Below are 15,840 nucleotides of genomic sequence, written 5' to 3'. Positions count from 1 at the left end.
GTTAGGCGCCCGGCCCTGGTACCCCTCGGTTGTCCGCTTGGGACATCGTCGGTGGTTGCTTGGGTCCGCACACGGCGGCACCTCTCGATCGTAGTCTGTCTGCAGAGCGGGAAAGCAATTAAATGAGAGTTGCGGCACATTGTCCGGCAGGAATGCGCGGCCGGTCCGGGGCGTTGTACCAATACGGGAGCGTGGCCGGCCGCCCACGCGTCTGCTGCGGTCTGAAGCCGCCTGCTCCTCCTGAGAACTTGAAACTGCGAAAGGAACATGCCGTGTTTGAACGGATTTCCGGCTCACTCCTTGACCCCGAGTCGCTCTACGCGAGCAACATCGAGCTCTTCCACAGCCCGGATATCAGGGGCCTGAATATGCTGATGGGCTTCACTGGATTCGCCGATGCCGGGCACGTGGTCCAGCAGATCAACCGGGAACTGCTGGATACGCTCGACGTCGAAACCGTGGCTGTGTTCGACGCTGACCAGCTCATCGACTACCGCACGCGCCGTCCCCACATCAGCTTTGTCGAAGACCATCTGGAGGACTACAAAGCCCCCCGACTGGCGCTTTACAAGCTGAATGACGGCTTGGGCGAGCCGTTCCTGCTGCTTGCCGGTTTTGAACCGGACCTGCAGTGGGAGCGATTCGCGCGCGCCGTCGTCGGGATCGTCGAAAAACTGGACGTCAACCTGGTGACCTGGATCCACTCCATTCCCATGCCTGTTCCGCACACCCGGCCGGTTGGCGTGACGGTGCACGGAAACCGCCCGGAACTCATCGAGGGCATTTCCACATGGAAGCCGACTGTCGAGGTTCCTTCGGCCATCGGCCACATCCTGGAACTGCGGCTGATCGAAGCCGCACGGAAGGTGGCCGGGTACGTCATCCACGTTCCGCACTACCTCGCGGACGCCGAGTACCCGCCGGCAGCGGTGGCGGGACTCGAATACCTGGGGGCCGCAACGTCCTTGATGCTGCCGACGGACCGCCTTCGCGAGGCCGGCCGGGAAGTAGGCAGGCAGATCGCCGAACAAGTGGAAGCGTCCGAGGACGTCCAGCAGGTGGTTTCAAAGCTGGAGTCCCGCTATGACGACAAAGCCGAAGGAACGGTACGCCGTTCCTTGCTCGCCGACGAGAACGACGAGCTGCCGAACGCCGAGGACCTGGGAGCGGCGGTTGAGGCGTATCTCGCACGTAAAGATGCGCGCCCATAAAGCAGCTTTAATGCGGCCCCGGGCATAATGGAAGGGTGAACGCACCCCGGGCCTGGCTCATTTGGACGATAGGGGTGCTCGCCTACCTTGTGGCAGTCGCCCAGCGCACATCCTTTGGTGTGTCCGGACTGGAGGCCACCGAACGGTTCCATGCCAGCGCGGCCGCCATTTCCTTCTTCACGGTGCTTCAGCTGCTGGTCTACGCCGGCCTCCAGATACCGGTGGGGCTCCTGGTTGACCGCTTCGGCTCGCGCGCCATGATTGCCAGCGGTGCCGTGCTCATGGGCCTCGGCCAACTCCAGTTGGCGTATGCCGACGCAGTTCCGGCGGGCGTCCTCGGGCGGGTCCTCGTCGGCGCCGGCGACGCGATGACCTTCGTCTCCGTCATCCGCCTCGTGCCGATCTGGTTCGCCCCGGCAAGGGTTCCGCTCGTCACCCAGCTGACGGGAATGTCGGGCCAGCTTGGCCAGCTCATCAGCGTGGTGCCGTTCGCGCTGGTCCTTCATTCGGCGGGCTGGAATACGGCTTTCCTGGCGTTGAGCTCGTTGTCCGCGCTCGCCGTCGTCCTCGTCCTCGCCTTGCTCAGGGACGTTCCGCCGGGTCACCCGCCCCGGGAGAACGCCCAGGGGCTACGCGCCACGGGTGTGACCTTGGCCCGTGCCTGGCGGCAGCCCGGGACGCGTTTGGGGCTTTGGTGCCACTTCACTGTCCAGTTCAGCGGCAACGTCTTCGCCATGTCCTGGGGCTACCCGTTCCTGGTATCGGCGCAGGGCCTGAACCCGGCCACCGTCTCCGCCTTGATGGGCCTCTTCGTAGTCACCAGCATCCTCGTGGGGCCTTTGTTTGGAACGTTCGTGGCGAGGCACCCCATGCGTCGCTCGGCCATGGTCCTGTTGATCACGGCGGCTACCGCACTTGCCTGGGCCGCGGTCCTGCTGTTGCCCGGCAGGGCGCCTCTCTGGTTGCTTGCCTTGCTGGTGGTCGCCCTGGCCATCGGCGGCCCCGGGTCCATGATCGGCTTTGATTTTGCCCGGACATTCAATCCTTCCCACAGGATCGGCACCGCGACGGGCATCGTCAACGTGGGCGGCTTCGTTGCCGCGCTCCTGACAATCTATTTGGTGGGGCTCATCCTCGACCTTCTCCACACCGGCGGTTTCTCGGGCGGTGAGCTGTACGGCCTGGCGTCCTTCCGCATCGCCTTGAGCGTGCAGTTCCTGTTCCTGCTCGTGGGTACGGTCTTGATCCTCATGACCCGCCGCAAAGTACGCCGCCAGATGGCGGCCCAGGGTGTGCACGTCCCGCCGCTCCTCGTGTCGCTGGCAAACCAGCGCCGGCGCCGCGTGGAATTGCGCCGGGAACGGCTCGCGAAGCAGCGGAGCTCCACGCCGTAGCCTGCTTCGCGGTGGTGTTCCTCCACAGGCGCTTACGGTCGCCTTTGTCCACATAGGGCAATTGAGGCCTGCCGCCACCCATTATTTTGCCGATGCTGGATTCATGACAGCAGACAACCGTGTGACCATCTCCCGGCCCGAGGACATCCTCGGCTTCATTCCGCATGCCTTGGGACTCTGGCCGAAGGAGAGCCTCGTCGCCATCACGCTGCGTGGGCAGACACTTGGCGCCACCCTTCGCGTGGACCTTCCGGCCGGGAGATCCGGACGCGTGCTTGCCGCGTACTCACGGAGGATCGGTGAGTACCTGGAAGCGGACCATGACGCGGACGGTGTGCTTTTGGCATTCTTCAGCGACGACGGTTGGGACGATGGCGGCGTTGTGCCGCACAGGCAGCACCTGCTGGAAGCCCTGGAAACCGTCCTGGCCCACCGTGGCTTGGCGCTGCGGGATGCCTGGTTCATCGGTTCCGACTACTGGCGAAGCGCATTCTGCACCGATCCGGAGTGCTGTCCTCTCCCCGGGCGTCCCGTGGACCAGATCCTGGACAGCCGGCTCAACGCGGAAATGGTGTTCAGGGGGAGCAACGTCAGGGAATCGCCCGGGTTGTCGGGGCCCGGGGACCAGCCTGCCCTTGATCCGGAGTTCATGTGTGCGGAAGGCGCCGTGCTTGAGGAGCTGCTCCGGCGGTGGCGGAGCAGGAAGCCATTCGAAGAAATGCTGGATGTGTGGACGAAGGTCCTCGATTCCAGCCGTCCAGAGGAATTCGACGCAGAGGCCGCGGCGTTCCTCCGGGCGAGCCTGAGGGTTCCCGCGTGGCGCGACGCCGTGGTGGTCCTCGCGGCTGCGGGGAAAGACGTCGCCTGCGGCGGTGCGGAGGCCTTCGGCTTCTTTGACGACGAGGACGACGATGAAGGGGATGCCTTGGTTATTCCGCCCGGGCTCTGTTCCACGGCGCCGGCAGCAGGCACGGCGCCGGCAGCGGGCACGGCGCCTGCGGCCGGCAGGCCGACTGAGGCCATGGATGTCAGCGTCCTTCGCTACGGAGACGTGCTCCTGGGCCTGTACCCGGCGAACCCCGACTGGAACCGGTTGACGAGCCTGGACCAGGTCCTCGCGATTCTCTCCCGCCACGGAGGCGGGGAGGCTCGGGCTGCAACGCTCACGATCCGTGGGTGGATTCAGTGGTGCCGGGGGAGCGGTTCGTTCGCCCACGAGCTCCTTTCGCAGGCTGACGCTGAACAACGGGGTTATCGGCTCGCGGAACTACTCGCCGAGGTGGTGAGGCGCGGCACGGTGTGCGGCTGGGCCAGAAGCAAGTCATCGGCGTGGCGGAAGTTCGGTGGGGAAGCAGCGTGACCCAGGCACTGAGCTGACTCCGGGAGTGCGCCGGGGAGGGAAATCCGTGCGGCCCGTAATTGTCTGCACGGTAGCGGGTATCGACCCCCCGGAATCCAAAACCGTGAGACAATGGTTGCCGAGACCCGGTTGGGTCCGTGTTTCAAGTGCCGTAAACGTCCCCTGAACCAAGGGAACATTAAGGCGCCGTCGGGAGTTTTACCTAAAGACTCTGCAGTCGGCGATGGCACTTGATGTTGATCGCGGACTTGACAGGGTCATAGTGGTGTTGCCCCCATGGTGATTCCACAGACCGCCGCTAGAAAGGTTTTCTGTGACCCCGTCTTCCGCCGAGAAGGAACCCGCCGCCCTGGCCGAACTGTCCGCCGAAGAAAAGAAGGCGGCTACAGCTGCGAAGCGTGCGGCAACGCGTGCTGCCAGTGCTTCGACTGCAGGTGCAGAGAAGCCGGCACCCAAGAAGCGCGGGCCCAAGCCCGGCGCCAAGGCCGCTGCCGAAGCAGCCAACAAGTCCGCCGGCACCGACGAGGACTCCGAGGAAGAAGCCGAGGATTTTGACGCCGTGGTTCCCGACGAAGCAGAGCTCACGGAGGAACTCGAAGAAGGCGAAGAGGGCAAGAAGCCTGCCGCGACAGGTTCCGGCTTCGTTTACTCGGATGCCGACGACGACGATGCACCTGTCCAGCAGGTCATGTCAGCCGGTGCCACGGCCGACCCCGTCAAGGACTATCTGAAGCAGATCGGCAAGGTTGCCCTGCTGAACGCGGAGCAGGAAGTCGACCTTGCGCTCCGTATTGAAGCCGGCCTCTTCGCCGAAGAGAAGATCAACGCCGACGACGGCTCCATGGATCCGAAGCTCAAGCGTGAGCTCGAGTTCATCATCCACGACGGCAAGAGGGCCAAGAACCACCTCCTCGAGGCCAACCTGCGCCTCGTTGTCTCCTTGGCCAAGCGCTACACCGGCCGTGGCATGCTGTTCCTGGACCTCATCCAGGAAGGCAACCTGGGCCTGATCCGTGCAGTGGAGAAGTTCGACTACACCAAGGGCTTCAAGTTCTCCACCTACGCCACCTGGTGGATCCGCCAGGCCATCACCCGCGCCATGGCCGACCAGGCTCGAACCATCCGCATCCCCGTGCACATGGTGGAAGTCATCAACAAGCTGGCCCGCGTCCAGCGCCAAATGCTGCAGGACCTTGGTCGTGAACCTACGCCTGAGGAACTGGCCCTCGAACTGGACATGACCCCCGAGAAGGTCGTTGAAGTCCAGAAGTACGGCCGCGAGCCCATCTCGCTGCACACCCCGCTTGGCGAAGACGGCGATTCAGAATTCGGTGACCTCATCGAGGACTCCGAAGCCGTTGTGCCGGCGGACGCTGTGAGCTTCACCCTTCTCCAGGAGCAGTTGCACTCGGTGCTCGATACCCTGTCCGAGCGTGAAGCAGGCGTCGTCGCGATGCGTTTCGGCCTTACCGATGGCCAGCCGAAGACTTTAGACGAAATCGGCAAGGTCTATGGAGTCACCCGCGAACGCATTCGTCAGATCGAATCGAAGACGATGTCCAAGCTGCGCCACCCCTCGCGGTCGCAGGTTCTGCGCGACTACCTTGACTAAAGCAACGGACGCCATGCTTTAACCGGCACAGCCCGTCAAGAAGTGGACCCCCGGATGTTCCGGGGGTCCACTTCTTGCATCTAGGGGCTGTTCCGTTCGAGTGCTTTGCCGAGGATGCGGGCGCCCTCCGGGAAGGCGGAGGGGTTGGGTCCTGCGAAGTTGAGCCGGATGAACGGTCCCGCCGGTTCGGCCGGGAACCATTCCGTACCGACCGCGATCATTACCCCGGCACCCTCGCACTCACGGGTCAGACCTTCGAGGTCCGTCCCGTCGGGCAGGCGTGCCCAGAGATTCAGTCCTCCCTTCGGGATAAGGCTGAGATGGGCCCGGGGGGCGTGCTCGCGCAGGCTTGAGACAAGGAGGTCGCGGCGTGACTGGAGCTGATGGCGGAGGCTGCGCAGATGCGTCTGCCAGGCCGGCTGGGTGACGACATCGAGTGCCGCGGCCTGCAGCAATCCGCTGACGTACATCGACTCCGCCGCGCGGTCCGAAAGAATGCGTTCGCGGGCGGGACCGCGGGCGATGACGGCGGCAACGCGGATGGCCGGTGAAACGCTTTTCGTGAGGGAGCGCAGATAGACCACGTGGCCGGAGTCGTCACGGGCGGCAAGGGGTACCGCCGTCGACGTGATGCCGAAGTCGTGGGCCCAGTCGTCCTCGACGAGGAACGCGCCGTACTGTCGGACGACGTCCAGGACTTCTTCGCCCCGACGGCTGGACCATTGCGCTCCTGTGGGGTTGGCAAAGTTCGGTTGGGCGTAGAACAACCGTGCGCCCGTATCCTCAAAGGCCCTGGCCAATTCCTCGGGCTCCGGCCCATCGGCTCCGCTGGGCACCGGGACGATGCGGACTCCTGCTTGCGTCGCGGCAAGGATGGCTCCCCAGTAGCTCGGAGATTCCATGAGCAGCGGCTGCCCGTGGCCCACCAATGCAGTGAAGATGGAGCTGAGGCCGCCTTGGCTTCCAGGCAGCACGATGACGTCGCTCGGTGTTGGCGGGGTGAGCCCGGCATGCGTCGCGCTGCCGAGTTCGTGCGCGAACCAGGACTGCAACTCGGGAAGGCCCGCCGCCGGAGGCCGGGACAAAGCAGCGTCGCCGCGCGCCGCGCGGGCGAGGGCGGCCCGCACAAGCCGCTCCGGCAGGAGTTCCCGGTCCGGGTATCCGGAGTGGAAGGCAATAGTTGCGTTCGACGTGTCCCGCATCGTGGTGGAGGCTGAGCGCGGAGGCGCTTGCGGTGCGCGCAGTGCCGCAGTTTGCCAACCGTAATCCGAGGGGCGTGCTGTCCGGACCGCCCGCACGAAGGTGCCGACGCCGGGCCGGCTCTCGATCAAGCCCTGCGAGGTGAGTGCTTGCAAGGCTTTCTGCACCGTCACGGGGCTGGCCTGGTAGTCGGCAACCAGTGACCGGGTGGACGGCAGCCGGGATCCCGGCGCGGCCCCGGCGATCCATTCCCGCAGTCGCATCGCAATCCTGGAACTGCTATCGTTGTTCATGAGAGACAATAGTAGCGCTACTACGATTAATCGCCCAGTGATACTGTCCCGTCCCGCAACGGGCCTTTGGTGGGGCCTCCTGGGAGTAGCGGCGTTCTCGTTCACTGTTCCGTTCACCCGGGTGGCGGTTGGTGGCCTGTCGCCCTTGTTCATCGGCTCCGGCCGTGCCGTCGTCGCGTCGATGCTCGCGGCATCGGCCCTCTCGCTCACCAGGCAGCGGCTTCCTCGAGGCAGGCAATGGGCGCGCCTTGCCGTGGTTGCCGCCGGGATTGTTGTCGGATTCCCCTTGCTCACCTCGTTCGCACTCACGACGGCGCCAGCCAGCCACGGTGCCGTCGTGATCGCCCTCTTGCCGGCAGCAACGGCAACCGCCGCAGTACTCCGCGGACGCGAGCATCCGCCCGTCGCCTTCTGGCTCGTGACGGCCGTGGGCGCTGTTGCGGCCATTGCGTTCGCTTTCGCACAATCAGGCGGGCTAGGGCAGCTGAACTGGGCGGATGTGCTGCTCCTCGGCGCCGTCGTCGCAGCGGCCATCGGTTACGCGGAAGGCGGACTGCTCGCCCGCGAACTCGGCGCATGGCAGACCGTATCCTGGGCGCTCGTCCTGGCATTGCCGTTGATGGCCGGCCTGGCCGCCCTCTCCATGGCCCAGCAGCCGCCGTCAGCCTCACCGGGCCAGTGGGCTGCTTTTGCATATCTCGGAGTCATCAGCATGTTCTTCGGCTTCTTCGCCTGGTATCGGGGCCTCGCCGTTGGGCCCATGGCCAAAGTCAGCCAGGTACAACTCATCCAGCCCGTGCTGAGTATCTGCTGGGCAGCTGTGCTGCTGGGCGAATCCCTGGGCTGGGCCACGATTGTGGGCGGGCTGGCCGTCGTCGCCTGCGCCGGCGTCGCCGTCCGGGTCCGGCTCAATCCGCGGCCGGAACAGCATCGCTGAAGACCAACAGAACAGTTCGCCCGTCCCAAGATAGGAAGAATGGAACCATGTACATCCCAGCGCATTTCGAGGCCGGTCCTGACCTCGTCCACGACCTCCTGACCCGGCCAAGTGCAGCGAATCTGGTCACCATGACGTCGCAGGGCCTGCTCGTGACCCTCCTGCCGCTCATCTACGATCCCTCGATCGGCGAACACGGCGCGCTCCACGGACACCTCGCCCGGACCAACTCCCAATGGTCCGAGCCGGCGATCGGAGAATCACTTGCGATCATCCAGGGCGCGGACGCCTACATCTCGCCCTCCTGGTACGCGTCGAAGGCAGAGCATGGACGCGTCGTCCCGACGTGGAACTACTCCACAGCCCATGTCTACGGCACGCTTGCCGTCCATGACGATGCCGCGTGGCTCGGCAACCATGTCAGGCAGCTGACCAACCTCAACGAAGCCCGCTCCGAGCGACCGTGGTCCGTGGATGACGCGCCGGAGCGCTACGTCTCCGGCCAGTTGCGTGCGATCGTCGGCATCGAGCTGGTCATTACCCGTATCGAAGCGAAGGCCAAACTGAGCCAGAACCGGCCCGCCAAGGACATCGACGGGGTCGTGGCCGCCCTTGATGCCCAAGGGTACAAGGAGATTGCTGCCGACGTGGCCCGGGCCAGGAAGGGAAGTTAACGCAGCAGGGAAGTTAACGCAGCGGCCCCCTCCGTCCGGAGGGGGCCGCTGTCTCTCTGTGAAATTATGTCAGCCGGGCTGGCGCTGGGGCCGGCCCCTGATGGCTAGTCGGCGAGGACGGGTTCCTTCTCCTGAAGGCGGGCCGTCTCGTCATGCCAGTCCGAGGTCAGCGGCCGCAGCGTGGCCTCTACTGCACGTGCGTGGTGGCCGCAGAAGAGCAGCTCACCGCCGGAGGACTCGAGTACAACGCGGACATATGCCTGGGCCCCGCAACGGTCGCACCGGTCGAGTGCATTGAGTGTGCGGTCTGCAACTGCTGTTGTCATGTTCGGCCTCCTTAGTAGTTCTGTGTATCCATATAACCAGCATTCGAGGCAAAACCATGGCAAGGATGGGTCACGTTCGCTGTCCGCGTATCACATGTGCGTAACACCGGGAAGTGGCGTCCAGCACGATTGGGAGTGGCAGCTCTCGTCCTGGCTCCGGGGCGGCTAGCCTAGGAGAAGTGTTTTTTGCCTCTGTTACACCCCCGAAGGAGCGCCCCGCCCGTGGCACCGAGTTCTGAATACAACGCCCGGCACCTTTCCGTCCTGGAAGGCCTGGAGGCGGTCCGCAAGCGTCCGGGCATGTACATCGGCTCCACCGACTCGCGCGGCCTCATGCACTGCTTGTGGGAGATCATCGACAACTCCGTGGACGAAGCGCTGGCGGGCTTCGGGCATGACATCCAGATCATCCTGCACGCGGACAATTCGGTGGAAATCCACGACGACGGCCGCGGCATCCCCGTGGACCTGGAACCCAAGACCGGGCTCACCGGCGTCGAAGTCGTCTTTACCAAGCTGCATGCAGGCGGAAAGTTCGGTGGCGGCTCCTACACGGCGTCCGGCGGTCTGCACGGCGTCGGCGCGTCCGTCGTGAATGCGCTCTCTGCCCGCCTTGACGTGCAGGTGGACCGCGGCGGCAAGACGTACCAGATGTCTTTCCGCCGCGGCGAGCCCGGACGATTCAAGGACACGGGCTCGAAGCCCAGCCCGACGTCGGTCTTCGAACCGTTCATCGAGAACTCGGTGCTCGACGTCGTGGGCAAGGCCAAGCGGGGTGTCACCGGTACCCGGATCCGCTACTGGGCAGACCGGCAGATCTTCACCCCGGACGCGAAGTTCGCCTACGAGGATCTTGCGGCGCGCGCCCGCCAAACGTCTTTCCTGGTTCCGGGCCTCAAGCTCACGGTCCGCGACGAGCGCCGGCTCCCGGGTACCCCCGGCGAAAACGGGCCGCACCAGGAGGTCTTCCATCACGACGGCGGCATTTCCGAGTTCGTCGAGTTCCTCGCCGCGGATTCGGGCGTCACTGATGTCTGGCGGCTCCACGGTGCGGGCAAGTTCAAGGAAACCGTTCCGGTCCTTGACGAAAACGGGCACAGCAAGATCGCCGAAGTGGAACGCGACTGTGAAGTGGACATCGCGCTGCGCTGGGGGATCGGCTACGAAACCACCATGCGGAGCTTCGTCAACATCATCGCTACGCCCAAGGGCGGCACGCACCAGGCAGGCTTCGAACAAGCACTCCTGAAGACCTTCCGCAAGGCCGTCGAAACGAACGCACGCAAGCTCAAGGCGGGCAACGACAAGATTGAGAAGGACGACATCCTTGCCGGCCTGACAGCAGTGCTGACGGTCCGCTTGGCAGAGCCGCAATTCGAGGGCCAGACCAAGGAAATCCTGGGCACTTCAGCCGTCAGGGCGATCGTTGCCAAGGTGGTCGAGGAAGAGATCACGGCGCGCCTGAACTCGGCGAACCGCAACGACAAGGCCCAGTCCGCACTCCTGCTCGAGAAGATCGTCAGCGAGATGAAGTCCCGCATCTCGGCCCGCGTCCACAAGGAAACGCAACGCCGGAAGAATGCGCTGGAGACGTCGTCGATGCCCACCAAGCTGGCAGATTGCCGCACGGACGATGTTGGACGCTCGGAGCTGTTCATCGTGGAAGGTGACTCCGCGCTCGGCACTGCCAAGCTGGCGCGGTCCTCGGACTTCCAGGCGCTGCTGCCGATCCGCGGCAAGATCCTCAACGTGCAGAAGGCCTCGGTGGGGGACATGCTCTCCAACGCGGAGTGCGCAGCCCTCATCCAGGTAGTGGGTGCCGGCTCGGGCAGGAGCTTCGACATCGACGCCGCCCGTTACGGCAAGGTGATCCTGATGACCGATGCGGACGTCGACGGCGCCCACATCCGCACACTGCTCCTCACCCTGTTCTTCCGGTACATGCGCCCCATGATCGACGAGGGCCGGGTGTACGCTGCGGTACCGCCGTTGCACCGGGTGGAAGTCATCAACGCCGGCCAGAAGGCCAACGAGATGATCTACACGTACTCGGAGGCTGAGCTGCACGTCCTGCTGGCCAGGCTCGCCAAGGAAGGCAAGCGCTACAAGGAGCCGATCCAGCGCTACAAGGGCCTGGGTGAGATGGACGCCGAGCAGCTCGCCGAGACCACGATGGATCCGCGCCACCGCACCCTCCGCAAGGTGGGGATTGAGAACGCCAAAATGGCGGAGGACACCTTTGACCTCCTGATGGGATCGGACGTCGCCCCGCGCAAGGACTTCATTATTGCCGGGGCCGCGGACCTGGACCGCGAACGCATCGACGCCTGATTTCGGGTGGGCATGTCCCGTCCCGGCAGCGTGGAGTGGACATAGTCCGAATATGTCCACTGCGTTCTCCGGCGGCCGGACATGTCCGGTGGCCTGGATCAGCCCAGCAAACCCGGTACGATCAGCAAGCCTGTCGGCACTGCGAGCAACATGGCCGACGCCGCGAGCACCAAAGCGCGCTGAGCTGCCGGGAGCGGCGGCTTGGGTGAGAGCAGCCGGCTGACGCGCGACGCCGTCGTACGCGGTGAATCGGCACCGCCGGTGCCGCTCAAGGAGCTGCTTTCGGGGGAAGCGTCCGGATCGCTTGTCCGGGGGAGCGCGAATTGCTCCACGGGGCGGGCGGAGCCGCTGGCCACGATCGCGATCGCCTTGATGAGCGTTCCCTTGCTCTCGGTGCGCAAGGCCACATCGTCGGCGAGCATTTCGATCAGGGAGTTGACCGCAACCTGGGCCAGTCGCGTGGTGGGGAACCAGGGCAGTGCCTGGCGCCATGCCGCGAAGGCCCACAAGAGGAGGTCGTGGCGTTGCGAGAGATGGGCATTTTCGTGGATGAGGACGGCCCGCAGCTCGGCAGGCTCCAGGGCGGCCATCAGGCCGTCGGACAGGACGGTCACTGACCGGGCGCCGCCGGGCAGGCAGTACGCCACGGGGGAATCGTGGTTGATGACCACGGTCCCTGGGCCGTCGGCGGACGGCGAGGCCAGAAGCGCGAGGAGCTCGCGGTGCCTCCGCCGCTGCCGCTCGATCTTGACGTAGGTAAGCAGCAGGGTGAACACGAGATGGGCGCTCAGGAGCGCCGCGGCGGACAAGGCGAACAAGTGCCAGAAGCCCAACGCCGTGGTGGGCTCGTTGTGAAGCACCATGCCGGCCAAGGAACGCAGGCCGGCAATGAGGTTGTCGCCGATGGGCTCAAGCCCGTAGACCAGCATGGCCCCGATCATCGAGAGGCCACCGGCGAGTGCGATGGCTTGCCATAGGACCATGGCCATGAAAGGCGCGCGCGCCGGCCACTCAGCGCGCGACAAAAGGACGGGAACCGGCCATGCCAGCACCAAAGAAAGGACCGCCAGAAAATATGAGGTCCAGAACACGGGTGCTTAGTTTTCGCCGAGCAGCTTGCGCAGCGTGGCAGCTTCACTCTCGCTCACGGAACCGATGAACCGGGCCAGCACGGCTTCGCGGTCCGGGGCGGAACCCAGGGCCTCGTGCATGAGGTCCGCCGTGTGGTCCGCGCGGCTCGAAACGGCCTGGTAGCGGTGCGGGCGGGTGCCGCGTTCGCGCTCCACGAGGCCCTTCTTCTCAAGGCGGGACAAGACCGTCAGGACCGTGGTGACTGCGAGGTCCTTGCCTTGGTGTCCTGCAATGCCATCCGAGGCGGCAGAATCCTGCGCCAGCAGGTCACGAAGCTTGTTGGCTGTTGCAGCTTCCTGGCCTGCCCAGAGGAGATCCATGACCGCCCGTTCCAGTTCGCCAAGACTTGCCATCAATGCATCCCTACTTTCCGCGCTTCCCCGCCCCGTTTCCCAGGCTGAAGGAGCGCGATAATCCAACATTCCACCCTCAATCTACCGTTTTTTGGCCCGCGATTCTACGTGAGGTAGAACATGCGGCGTGGCGTGTCCTTGCGGCACTGTTACGCCACTGGAAGAGTGGTGAGCAGATCCCGGGGGGTTTGTTCTACACTGTGTAGAAGAAGTCAGTTCTACGCAACGTAGAAGAAAGGCGCCGCAAGCGGGCGTCGGGACAATGCCGGATAAAAAGGACAGCCATGGACGCCTTGGAAATCGCACGCTGGCAATTTGGAATCACCACGGTCTACCACTTCATGATGGTGCCGCTGACCATCGGGCTGGGGCTTGTCGTGGCCGTCATCCAGACCCTCTGGTACCGCACGGGCAAAGTTGAATACCTGCGGATGACCAAGTTCTGGGGCAAGCTCTTCCTCATCAACTTCATCATGGGCGTGGCCACGGGTATCGTGCAGGAATTCCAGTTCGGCATGGCGTGGAGCGAATACAGCCGATTCGTCGGCGACGTCTTCGGTGCGCCCCTGGCCCTGGAAGCGCTTCTGGCGTTCTTTGTGGAATCGACCTTCCTGGGGCTATGGATCTTCGGCTGGAAGCAACTCAAGCGTGGCGTCCACCTCGCGTGCCTCTGGATCGCCGTGATCGGCTCGGTCTTCTCGGCCTACTTCATCATCGTGGCCAACTCCTGGATGCAGCACCCTGTCGGCGTCACGATGGTCAACGGGCGTCCCGTCATGACCGACGCCTGGGCAGTCTTCACCAACAACACCGCCATGGTGGCCGTCCCTCACACGCTCTTCGGTGCGCTCGCCGTCGCCGGTGCGTTCCTCCTGGGCATCGCCTGGTACCACCTCTGGCGCCGCCGCCACGACGGCATTGACACCGTCGGAGCGGACGGCCGGGCCATCGCGGGCGAAGCCGACATTCCCGGACGGGACAAGGCCGACTACAAGGTGTGGATCAACTCGCTGCGGATCGGCGCCGTCGTCGCCATGATCTCTTTCGCCGGCACCGCCATTACCGGCGATTTGCAGGGCAAGCTGATGTTCGAACAACAGCCCATGAAGATGGCCGCGGCCGAAGCCGCCTGCCACGACGGTACGGGCTTTTCCGTGCTGAGCATCGGCAACCTCGGGTCCAAGAACTGCAACGACATCGTGGCCGTGATCGAGGTCCCCGGCATCCTTTCCTTCCTAGCCAAGGGCGATTTCAACACGGAAGTGAAGGGCGTCAACAGCCTCCTCGACGAATACCAGGCCAAGTACGGCACCCACCTGCCGAGCAATCCCCTGTACGGCGACCGGGCAGGCCAGCAAATCCAGTACGTACCCGTCATGGAAGTGACCTACTGGGGCTTCCGCATGATGATCGGCTTCGGCGGGATCGCCGCTCTTGCCGCATTGCTTGCCCTCTGGGTCACACGCAAGGGCATGGTCCCGCAATCCCGCTGGATCATGCGCCTGGCGGTGTTCGGCATCCTGGCTCCCTTCGGGGCCAACGCCGCCGGCTGGATCTTCACCGAAATGGGCCGCCAACCGTTCGTCGTCGCGCCCAATCCGGACGCCAGCGGCGTCGACCAAGTGTTCATGTTCACCGCCGCGGCCGTCTCACCAGGTGTCTCCGCCGCCGAGCTGATCACCTCGCTCGTCGCGTTGGCCTCCATCTACGCGGTCCTGCTGGTGGTCGAAGTCCGGCTCCTGGTCAAATACGCCCGGGGTGGCGTGGCGTCCGCGATGCCGGAGCTCGCCGAGGCTCGCGGGAGCGAAAAGAAGGAAAAGAAGGACGACGACGGCGGGACCCCGGGCGCCCCGGGCCAACCCGGCGACAGCGACGACGTCCTGGCATTCGCCTACTAGGAAGCAGAGGAATCTTTCGAATGGAACTGTTGCCTACCGTCTGGTTCGTGGCCATCGCCGTGCTGTGGACGGGATACCTCTTCCTGGAGGGCTTCGACCTGGGTGTCGGAATGCTCATGAAGCTCTTCGCCCGGAACAACACCGACCGCCGGGTGCTGCTGAACACGATCGGACCGGTGTGGGACGGGAACGAAGTCTGGCTCCTGACTGCGGCCGGTGCCACCTTCGCCGCCTTCCCGCTGTGGTACGCCTCGCTGTTTTCGGCGCTCTACCTGCCGCTCCTGATTGTCCTGGTGGCCCTGATCTTCCGGGCCGTGGCTTTCGAGTACCGGGGCAAAGTGGACAGCCCGCGCTGGCGGACCGCCTGGGACTGGGCTATTGCCTTGGGCTCGTTCGTTGCCGCGTTCGGCATCGGCGCCGCGCTGGCGTTGACCACCACCGGGCTGCCGATCGACGCGAACGGCGACCGCGAGGGCGGCCCCTTTGCCTGGTTCAGCGGATACGCCGTACTGGGCGGATTCGCCGTCGTCGCGTTCGCGCTGGTACATGCCCTGGCGTTCCTGGCCCTGAAGACCGACGGCGAAGTGCGCCACCGCGCGCGCCGCTGGTTTGTGCGGCTCGCACCGCTCGCGTTGCTTCCGCTGCTTGCGTGGATGGTGGCCGTACAGCTCCTCAACGGCAAACCGCTGACGTGGATCCTGGTGGTCCTCGGAGTCCTCGCAGCTGCAGGGGCCTGGGTACTCGCCCGCAAGGGGGCCGAGGGCAAGGCCTTCGGAGCCCTGGGTGCGTTCCTGGTGTGTGCCACTGCGTCCATTTTCGGTGCCGCGTTCCCCGTGGTCATCCCTTCCACCCTGAACCCCGCCTTCAACCTCACCATTTCCAACGCCTCGTCCTCCGCCTACACCCTGGGGCTGATGAGCATCGTTGCCGCCGTCGGCTTGCCCCTTGTCATCGCTTACCAGGCCTGGACCTACTGGGTGTTCCGCCGCCGCGTGAGCGCGGCACATATTCCCGCCGCACATGGCTTCCTCCCGGCCATCGCGGCCAAGGTCCTGGCCGGCCATGCGGCGCCGGGCGGACCAGCCGCCAAAAACGCATCCCACGACGCCGGCGAGTAACG

General features: G+C 64.8%; 13 protein-coding genes. 9 read left to right on the top strand and 4 right to left on the bottom strand.

Going from position 1 to position 15,840, the window contains the following annotated elements:
* The first annotated feature begins 272 nt into the window (after positions 1-272).
* The 4 genes from AB0323_RS08185 to AB0323_RS08170 all read left to right on the top strand — a co-directional run bounded on the left by AB0323_RS08185 (position 273) and on the right by AB0323_RS08170 (position 5,577).
* Positions 273-1,211: a PAC2 family protein gene (locus AB0323_RS08185; RefSeq protein ID WP_364538251.1), complete on the top strand. Its 939-nt coding sequence runs from the start codon at positions 273-275 to the stop codon at positions 1,209-1,211.
* Positions 1,212-1,246: 35 nt separating this feature from the next.
* Entirely contained in the window at positions 1,247-2,605 is a 1,359-nt protein-coding gene (locus AB0323_RS08180) for an MFS transporter (RefSeq protein WP_366176867.1), read from the top strand.
* 103 nt (positions 2,606-2,708) lie between these two features.
* On the top strand, positions 2,709-3,965 hold the full coding sequence (locus AB0323_RS08175) for a DUF4192 domain-containing protein (RefSeq protein WP_366176866.1): 1,257 nt from the start codon (positions 2,709-2,711) through the stop codon (positions 3,963-3,965).
* 313 nt (positions 3,966-4,278) lie between these two features.
* The gene (locus tag AB0323_RS08170) at positions 4,279-5,577 is read left to right on the top strand and encodes an RNA polymerase sigma factor (protein WP_366176865.1); all 1,299 of its coding nucleotides are present in this window, start codon (positions 4,279-4,281) and stop codon (positions 5,575-5,577) included.
* 80 nt (positions 5,578-5,657) lie between these two features.
* Here the strand turns inward: AB0323_RS08170 and AB0323_RS08165 are convergent, their stop codons facing one another.
* Complete coding sequence (locus AB0323_RS08165; RefSeq protein WP_366176864.1) at positions 5,658-7,070, bottom strand: PLP-dependent aminotransferase family protein; 1,413 nt, start codon at positions 7,068-7,070, stop codon at positions 5,658-5,660.
* Between AB0323_RS08165 and AB0323_RS08160 the strand changes: the two genes are divergently transcribed.
* Positions 7,069-8,007 (top strand): DMT family transporter, encoded by a 939-nt coding sequence (locus AB0323_RS08160; RefSeq protein ID WP_366176863.1) that lies wholly within the window; start codon positions 7,069-7,071, stop codon positions 8,005-8,007. The two genes, AB0323_RS08165 and AB0323_RS08160, sit on opposite strands and share 2 nt — an antisense overlap.
* A gap of 47 nt (positions 8,008-8,054) precedes the next feature.
* On the top strand, positions 8,055-8,681 hold the full coding sequence (locus AB0323_RS08155) for an FMN-binding negative transcriptional regulator (protein ID WP_366176862.1): 627 nt from the start codon (positions 8,055-8,057) through the stop codon (positions 8,679-8,681).
* A gap of 104 nt (positions 8,682-8,785) precedes the next feature.
* Here the strand turns inward: AB0323_RS08155 and AB0323_RS08150 are convergent, their stop codons facing one another.
* Complete coding sequence (locus tag AB0323_RS08150) at positions 8,786-9,007, bottom strand: hypothetical protein (RefSeq protein WP_366176861.1); 222 nt, start codon at positions 9,005-9,007, stop codon at positions 8,786-8,788.
* 222 nt (positions 9,008-9,229) lie between these two features.
* On the opposite strand from AB0323_RS08150, the gene AB0323_RS08145 reads away from it, so the two are divergent.
* Positions 9,230-11,338 (top strand): DNA topoisomerase IV subunit B, encoded by a 2,109-nt coding sequence (locus tag AB0323_RS08145; protein WP_366176860.1) that lies wholly within the window; start codon positions 9,230-9,232, stop codon positions 11,336-11,338.
* Positions 11,339-11,436: 98 nt separating this feature from the next.
* On the opposite strand, the gene AB0323_RS08140 is transcribed toward AB0323_RS08145, so the two are convergent.
* Positions 11,437-12,429 (bottom strand): M56 family metallopeptidase, encoded by a 993-nt coding sequence (locus AB0323_RS08140; protein WP_364538266.1) that lies wholly within the window; start codon positions 12,427-12,429, stop codon positions 11,437-11,439.
* Between the two features lie 6 nt (positions 12,430-12,435).
* A complete protein-coding gene (locus tag AB0323_RS08135) occupies positions 12,436-12,822 on the bottom strand; it encodes a BlaI/MecI/CopY family transcriptional regulator (protein ID WP_364538268.1) in 387 nt (128 codons plus the stop codon).
* Between the two features lie 284 nt (positions 12,823-13,106).
* On the opposite strand from AB0323_RS08135, the gene AB0323_RS08130 reads away from it, so the two are divergent.
* Both AB0323_RS08130 and cydB read left to right on the top strand, forming a co-directional pair.
* Positions 13,107-14,720 (top strand): cytochrome ubiquinol oxidase subunit I, encoded by a 1,614-nt coding sequence (locus tag AB0323_RS08130; protein WP_366176859.1) that lies wholly within the window; start codon positions 13,107-13,109, stop codon positions 14,718-14,720.
* Between the two features lie 20 nt (positions 14,721-14,740).
* Positions 14,741-15,838 (top strand): cytochrome d ubiquinol oxidase subunit II, encoded by a 1,098-nt coding sequence (gene cydB, locus AB0323_RS08125; RefSeq protein ID WP_366176858.1) that lies wholly within the window; start codon positions 14,741-14,743, stop codon positions 15,836-15,838.
* The last annotated feature ends 2 nt before the right edge of the window (positions 15,839-15,840 follow it).

It is taken from the genome of Arthrobacter sp. NPDC080031, from assembly GCF_040702485.1.
In the GTDB taxonomy this organism is placed as follows: Bacteria; Actinomycetota; Actinomycetes; order Actinomycetales; family Micrococcaceae; genus Arthrobacter.
Note: the sequence above shows the minus strand (reverse complement) of the source record. Positions and strands in the feature narration are given on the sequence as shown.